Annotated in this window: 3 protein-coding genes; all 3 read left to right on the top strand. The window is 37.5% G+C overall.

What is annotated here, in order from left to right; translation table 11 throughout:
* Positions 1 to 305, top strand: a 305-nt coding sequence (locus tag PVV64_RS09290; protein WP_273760741.1) for a YadA-like family protein, incomplete at its 5' end; no start/stop codon positions are given.
* 890 nt (positions 306 to 1,195) lie between these two features.
* A complete protein-coding gene (locus tag PVV64_RS10585; RefSeq protein WP_404978426.1) occupies positions 1,196 to 1,351 on the top strand; it encodes a YadA-like family protein in 156 nt (51 codons plus the stop codon).
* Positions 1,352 to 2,220: 869 nt separating this feature from the next.
* Positions 2,221 to 8,610, top strand: a 6,390-nt coding sequence (locus PVV64_RS09295; protein ID WP_273760742.1) for a hypothetical protein, incomplete at its 3' end; no start/stop codon positions are given.

The following is an 8,610-nucleotide window of genomic DNA, read 5'->3' on the forward strand; positions in this document are numbered from 1 at the left end:
GGGTTAATGAATCCAAAGCCTACACGGATATGAAGTTTGAGACGTTAAATTATGCAGTTGAGGATGTACGCAAAGAAGCAAGACAAGCAGCTGCTGTTGGTTTGGCTGTCTCTAATTTAAGTTATGACGATACACCAGGGAAAGTAAGTTTTTCATTTGGTACGGGTGTATGGCGTAGCCAATCGGCATTTGCTATCGGTGCTGGTTATATGTCTGAAAATGGGAAATTCCGCTCTAATATATCTGCAACGAGTGCTGGAGGTCATTGGGGTATAGGTGCTGGATTTAGGGTCACGTTGAATTAACAGTAAAAAAAATAGAAATTTCCCTTCTCTTAAATAAGGCGAAGGGAATTTTTTAATCACTCATGGAGATCGATAGGAAATAAAGGATCACTATCAATAAATAGCCTATTTGACGTTCTCATTGGTAAGTTTGTGGTAAAAAAGTATTTATCGTATCAAAGAGGAATAATTTGTAGAATCCATATTATTCTCGATTTTTGTTATTGTTTAAAAGACATTCTTTTGGAAATTGAGTAATTGCTTTTATTAAGTATTTTTTGTCTTTTCGCGGCAAAATTTGATCTTATGATGCACTGTTTTTATGAAAAAAGAACATAACAATCGCATTATGAATGAATGGAGTATTATTATTCAATAATAAAATGAAGATACAGGTTGCTTTGCATAATATACCAATTGTCAGTTTGTAACGGGGATATACCATATGATTTGTGGTGATGAGATTACAATCAAAGATATTGTAATTTGTAGGGAGATGCCTCTTTTGAGGGAAAATTGTTATTTATGCTAGCCAGTTGTGTAAAATAGCTTTATGCGCGGCTATATTTCAAGTTATATATGATATCATTATCGTATGTGAAAAGGGATTACAATCGGTAAGTGAAAGGATAAAATCATTTTTGGAAAACAAAGGGTTTGTTTAATCATTTTAGTGATTCTGATGACAAAGGCATGGAAAGTTTTGTTGTAGCATCCCATGAAACTTTCATCTCTTCAGCAGAGATTATTCCTATATTCTTCTCAATTTGAGCTTTATGCATATAACATAAAAGACGTAAACAAATGCCTATAAGCAAACGAAAAGCCAGTTATGGTAAGGTTATTGTCGCGAAGAGTCGAGACAGGCAGTGGCTATAGGTTTAGCTGTATCGAATTTGAGTTATGAAAATATGCTAGACTCTTTAAGTTTATCGATTGAGACAGGCATATGGTGCAATCAATCCGCCTTCGCGATTGGAGCAAGTTATATGTCTGAAAATAGGAAGATTTGGTCAAATATATTTGCGACGATTTCAGAAGGACATTGGAGCATAGGAGCAACTTAAGAGTAAAGCTGAATTAATAGATAGCCAGCAAGATTGTACTTGAGTTATGAAAATATAGTTTTCTTTTAAGTATTTTGTTTGAAAATTATATGAGAATTTGTATTTTATCTTTTGTAATATTTTTAAAGAGTCGTTTATGTTCAATTTTTTTGTAAACGCTAATTTTTTTTAGAATATTGTTTTTAATGTTGAAAAAAGATCACATAACGATGTGAAAACATATATTTTTATTCCAATTAATAAAAAGTTTTATTTTTTTGTTGCTATTTTGTTAAATAACAGATAGTGGTGAGAGAGGTATATTAGTAAGACTCATTTTGATTAAATAAGATAATTAAAAGGGGGGGAGTAATGCGTAAAAGACGAAAAAATAATAGCAAAACAAATTCACACTGTTGCATTACACTTGATAAAAAAATGCTATAAATCAAAACCCCTTATTTTTCTTAAGTATCATAGGTTAATAATTTACCTCTTATTAAGAAAAAAACTTCTTAATAAGAAAGAATTCATTACCAACTTTAAAGTAACAAAATACTTCTGAAAGTACTGTTTTAAGTAATAAGATCCTTATTAAGTAAAATGCCTTTAATGTTTAAATACATAAAATCCCTTTTTAAAACCCAAAGGGCGAAAACCGCCTCTAAACCTGAATATAATCTAAATGTATCATTTTCAGTCCATTAAACATTTCCACATTTAGATCTCAACATAGAAAGCGTCACAAAACAAAAACAAAGACTCAAAATGTTCTCACTTTGATCACAAGTTTTGATACAAGTACTACTACAACAGTGCAAATAACACTGAAATGTGTCTTTTTTATGTTCTGGATATGCTTTTTAAATTTTTTCATTGGAGAGTTTGTTATGAAAAAATTATCTGCCACATCAAAGAGACCTAGTTTGCATGCTGTATCTGTTTCTCGGCGTTTATCTTTATTTGCAAAGCTTTCGTTGGGAACGGCAATGGCCATGCTTTTATCGAGTGGATTTCCTGTGGTGGCTTCGAATCTCGCTATTACAGCAGCAAAGAATATGAGTCAAAATGCTCCAGAGGTAAGTTATCCTAAAGGGAGTCATGGCAGTATTGTTTTTTCTGGTGATGATGATTTCTGTGGTGTAGATCATGTTACTGGTCGTGGAGGAAGTGCTCCGCGTTCTGGGCGTATAATAAGTGTGGAAGAAGAATATCAGAGATTTGCCGAATACAAAACGGTAAATGGCGTTTCTCCTTATAGCCAAAGCTTAAATCAACAAAGATGGTCTGGTGATGGGAGGACCAGTGGGGGTACGGGTTATATGGGGGCATCGACGGGTGGTGATACAAATATCATGCCTGAGGCTTATGGTATTTATTCTTTTGCCACCGGTTGTGGTTCTTCTGCAACGGGAAATTATTCCGTAGCATTTGGTGCAAATGCAACGGCACGGACTGGAGGATCGCAAGCCTTTGGTGTTGCTGCACTTGCAAGTGGGAAGGTGACGGTTGCTATAGGTGTGGGGGCAGAAGCGTCAGGAGACGCTGGGGTTGCTTTTGGTGGATTGACAAAAGCAAGCGGTGAACACAGTGTTGCTATTGGTGAGAAAGCAAAGGCAACGGGGAAATTCGGTATAGCTGTGGGTAATGAGGCAGAGGCGACAAAAGAAGATAGTATGGCTATAGGTCGCATGGCACACGCTTTGGGGAAAAGCAGTGTAGCGTTAGGTTCTGAATATAATGTGAAGAGTGAGCACGGGGATAATGATTATACCACTGCCAATGGTGATTATTCAACGGCTTTGGGTGCTGTTTCTAAGGCTATGGAGTATGGTACCACTGCTGTTGGTCATCGTGCCTATGCAATGGCTAAACACGCTGTTTCTGTAGGCTTTTATTCAGAGGCAAATGCAGAGCAAAGTATTGCTTTAGGGGTATTTTCAAAGGCAAATGCAAAGGGAGGTATTGCTATAGGTTACGATTCCAAAGTGAATGTTGATGGTGGTATTGCTATAGGGAACAATTCTGTGTCCAATAGGGCCGCTGGTGTTTTTGGATATACTCCTATTCTGCAAGGACCAGCCACCAACACCGAATCCCAATGGAAGAGTACTGTGGGCGCTTTTAGTGTTGGTGATGGTGATGCTATAACACGACAGATTACAGGTGTTGCAGCTGGTAGTAAACCTTCTGATGCAGTGAATCTTAGACAGCTGCAAGATTTAGAAGAAGTTGTAAGAAAGAACGGTTGGAAACTGTCTGTTGATGGTAAAAATGCTAAAACAGTGCTTTTAGATAGTGACGTAGATTTTTCTACTGGAAGTAACAATCTCCAAATCACCAAAGGACAAGATGACAACAAGGTAAAGTTTGATTTAGCAAAGAACATCACACTAGAGAGCGTAACAGCAGGTGCCAATACTTTCGATGCCACGGGCTTGAAAATTGCGAAAGGTCCACAAATCACAACTGCCGGTATTAATGCAGGGAATAAAAAGATAACCAATGTGGCAACGGGTACTAACGAGACCGATGCTGTGAATTTTGGACAGCTGAAGACAGTTGAAAAAGATATCAAAGATCAAGTAACCGCCAGTAGTTTTGTAAAACAGGATGCCAATACAAGACATATCACCATTGGTAAAAAAACCGATGGTGACAAAATTGATATTACCAATAACAAAAGCGAGCAGCGTACTCTTACGGGTATAAAAGCTGGTGACATCTCAGAAAATTCAAAAGAAGCCGTTACTGGATCGCAGTTGTTTGCTACAAATAAAAATGTGAAAACGGTATCAGATAATTTTAATACCGCTGCCACGAATATAGCCAAATCTTTTGGCGGTGGAGCTAGTTATAGAGATGGCAGATGGTTTGCTCCAGAATTTAGAGTAAGAACAGTTAAAAATAATGGACAAGAATATGATGCGACTTATAAGAATGTCGCCGATGCTTTGAGTGGAGTTGGTAGTTCTATTATAAATGTTCAAAATAAAATTACCAAAAAGATAAATGATGCCATTACCAATGTAAATGATACCATTACCAATGTAAAAGCCGATGCCTTATTATGGAGTGAAAGGGATAATGCGTTTGTAGCGCTGCATGGAAAGGGTTTTGAAGAGGAAGGGGGGGAACCGATACCGAAGTTAAGAGGTAAAATTACCTCTCTTTTAGATGGTAATATTTCTTCTGGTTCTACAGATGCCATTACGGGGGGGCAGCTTTATTCGATGAGCAATACCCTTGCGACCTATTTTGGCGGTGGAGCTGGTTATAAAGATGGGCATAAAGATGGGCAATGGACTTCTCCAACTTTTACACTAAAAACTGTTAACGGTGAAGGCAAGGAAGAAGATGCGACGTATCATAATGTAGCAGAAGCTCTGACTGGTGTTGGTACTTCTTTTACAAACGTTCAGAATAAAATTACCCAACAGATTAATAATGCGATTACCAATGTACAAGGTGATAGCCTTATTAAGAAAGATAAAGAAACCAATTATATCACTATTGGTAAAGAAGTAGCAGGTGATGAAATCAACATCGCCAACAGTTCCAAAGCAGATCGGACACTTTCCGGTGTAAAGGATGCAGTGCAAAACAATGAAGCTGTTAACAAAGGCCAGCTTGATGACAATTTGAAAAAACTTTCTGAGAGCCTTCAGTCAGATGATTCAGCAGTTGTTCATTACAATAAAAAGAACGATGGTAAAATTGATTATACGAATGTGACTTTTGGAAAAGGCAAAGGTTCTACCCCTGTTGCACTTCATAATATTGCTAATGGTGATATATCTGAGTCTTCACTGGGTGCGATCAATGGTCAGCAGATGTATAAAATAGGTAAGGATGTATCAAAAGTCTTAGGAGGTAATGCATCATTTGAGAATGGCACTTTAAAAGAACCAGTCTATAGTTTATCTAGTATTACTGTAGATGGCGAGAGCTCACCGATTGTCTTTACCAATATTGGTTCAGCGTTTTCAGGTCTTGACATGAATATCAAGAATGTAAATAAGCGCATTGAGGAGGTCTCTCAAGAAGTTGCAAAGGATTCTTTAAATTGGAATAATTCTGACAATGCCTTTGTTGCTTCTCACGGGGAAGGCGAGACAAGAAAAGATAGCAAGATTACGCATATTTTAGATGGTAATATTTCGGAAGATTCTACAGACGCCATTACGGGTAAACAGCTTTATTCTATGAGCAATACTCTTGCGACCTATTTTGGTGGTGGTGCCAAATATGAGGATGGCAAATGGACTGACCCAACATTTACAGTACAAACAGTTAAAGATGATGGACAGGAAGAAACGACGACTTATAAAAATGTCGCCGATGCTTTGAGTGGCGTTGGTAGTTCTATCACAAATGTTCAGAATAAAGTGACTGAACAAGTAAATAATGCCATTACTGCTGTCAAAGACGATGCTTTATTGTGGAGTGAAACAGATAAAGCCTTTAGTGCTCAGCATGGCAAGGATGATGCAAAGACAAATAGTAAGATTACACATCTTTTAGATGGTAATATTGCTTCTGATTCTACAGATGCCATTACGGGTAAACAGCTCTATTCGATGAGCAATACCCTTGCGACCTATTTTGGCGGTGGAGCTGGTTATAAAGATGGGCAATGGACTGCACCAACTTTTAGACTAAAAACTGTTAACGGTGAAGGCAAAGAAGAAGATAAGACTTATAAAAATGTAGCAGAGGCTTTAACTGGTGTTGGTACTTCTTTTACAAACGTTCAGAATAAAATTACTCAACAGATTAATAATGCGATTACCAATGTACAAGGTGATAGCCTTATTAAGAAAGATAAAGAAACCAATTATATCACTATTGGTAAAGAAGTAGAAGGCAATGAAATCAACATCGCCAACAGTTCCAAAGCAGATCGGACACTTTCCGGTGTGAAAGCTGCAACAAAGGATAATGAAGCTGTTAACAAAGGTCAGCTTCAAGAAAGTTTGAAGAAACTTTCTGATAATCTTCAGTCAGATGAGTCTGCTGTTGTTCATTATGATAAAGATGATAAAAACGGCACCATTAATTACACGAGTGTGACGTTAGGTGGTAAAGAGAAAAAATCTGTTGCACTTCACAATGTTGCTGATGGTAGTATTGCCAAGGATTCGCACGATGCAATCACGGGTGGTCAGATTAATAAAATCGGTGAAGATATTGCTAAATCCTTAGGTGGAGAAGCATCCTTTAAAAACGGTGTTCTTACACAGCCAACCTATAAATTATCCTACATTTCTAAAGATGGCGGTGTAACAGAGAGCAAATTTCAAGGTGTTGGAACGGCTTTTGCAGGGCTTGATGCAAATATCAAGAATGTGAATGATCGGATTAAGGAAGTGACTCAAAGTGTTGCACAGGATTCTTTATCGTGGAGCAAGACTGATAACGCCTTTAATGCTCAGCATGGGAATGATGGTGCAAAAACCAATAGCAAAATTACGCATCTTTTAGATGGCAATATTGTTGCTGGTTCAACGGATGCTGTTACGGGTAATCAACTCCATTCCTTAGGTGATAAGGTTGCGACCTATTTTGGTGGTGCAGCGAGTTATGAGAATGGCGTATGGGTAGCTCCAAGCTTTAAGGTTAATACAGTTAACGCTGAAGGTCAGGAAAAAAATGAGACTTATCACAATGTAGCCGAAGCTTTAACAGGAGTTGGTACGTCTTTCACGAATATTAAAAATGAAATTACCAACCAGATTACTCATCTTCAGTCAGATGATTCCGCTGTTGTGCATTATGATAAAAAAGATAATGATCAGATTGATTATGCGAGTATCACTTTAGGAGGTAAAGATAAAACCTTTACCGTTCTCCATAATGTTGCGGATGGTGCAATTTCTTCAGCATCGCATGATGCAATTAATGGTGGTCAAATTAACAAAATTGGTGAAGATATTGCCAAATTCTTAGGTGGTGAAGCATCTTTTAAAGATGGTACTTTTACAGAGCCAACCTATAACTTATCTTATATTGCTACAGATGGAACAGTAAGCAAGAGTTCTTATCAAGGTGTTGGAACAGCTTTTGCAGGTCTTGATCTCAATATCAAGAATGTGAATGATCGTATTAAAGAAGTCTCTCAGGGAATTGCACAGGATTCTTTATTGTGGAGCAAGTCTGACAATGCTTTTAGTGCGCTTCATGGGAAAGATAATGACAGAAAAGCTAGCAAAATAACACATCTTTCGGATGGTAACATTTCTTCTGGTTCCACAGATGCTGTTACAGGTAACCAACTTTATTCTTTAAACAAGCAATTTGCGACCTATTTTGGTGGCGGAGCTGGTTATAACGAAAAAGGAGAATGGCAAGCTCCTAACTTTAAGATAAATACAGTTAAAGAGGATGGTAACTCTGAAGAGAGGAACTATACCAATGTAGCGGAAGCATTGACTGGAGTTGGTACGTCTTTCACAAATATCAAAAATGAGATTACTAACCAAATTACTCATCTTCAGTCAGAAGATTCAGCGGTTGTTCATTATGATAAAAAGGATGATAAAACTGATTATACAAATGTTACTTTGGGAGGTAAAGATAAGGTCCTCACAGCGCTCCACAATGTTTCTGCTGGTATTATTTCTGAGAATTCCCATGATGCAATCAATGGTGGACAGGTTCATAAAATAACTGATGGTGTTGCGAAAATTCTTGGTGGTGGAGTAACTTTTAGAGAGGGTTCTTTTACAGAACCGACCTATACTTTATCCAGTGTTGATGAACAAGGAAATGTAAAAAAGGATAGCTTTAAAACTGTTGGTTCAGCTTTTGAAGGGTTAGATAAGAATATCAAGAATGTGAATCAGCGGATTAAGGAAGTCTCAGAGGGAGTTGCACAGGATTCTTTGAACTGGAGCGCTAAAGATAATGCGTTTGTAGCGCAGCATGGAGAAGAAGAAAAAACGAATAGCAAGATTAAGTATCTTGCTTCCGGAGATATATCTGCTGCTTCAACAGAAGCAGTAAATGGTTCGCAGCTTCATTCTTTGGGTGATAAAGTTGCGAGCTATTTTGGTGGTGGTGCGAGCTATGAGAATGGCACATGGGTAGCTCCAATCTTCAAAGTTAAGACAGTTAAAGAGGATGGTAACTCTGAAGAGCAAGAGTATAAGAATGTTTCTGCTGCTTTTGAAGGTGTAGGTACGTCTTTCACGAATATTAAAAATGAGATTACTAACCAGATTAATCATCTTCAGTCAGAAGATTCAGCGGTTGTTCATTATAATAAAAAGGATGATGGT

This window comes from Bartonella sp. ML70XJBT.G (assembly GCF_028618575.1).
Classification (GTDB): domain Bacteria; phylum Pseudomonadota; class Alphaproteobacteria; order Rhizobiales; family Rhizobiaceae; genus Bartonella.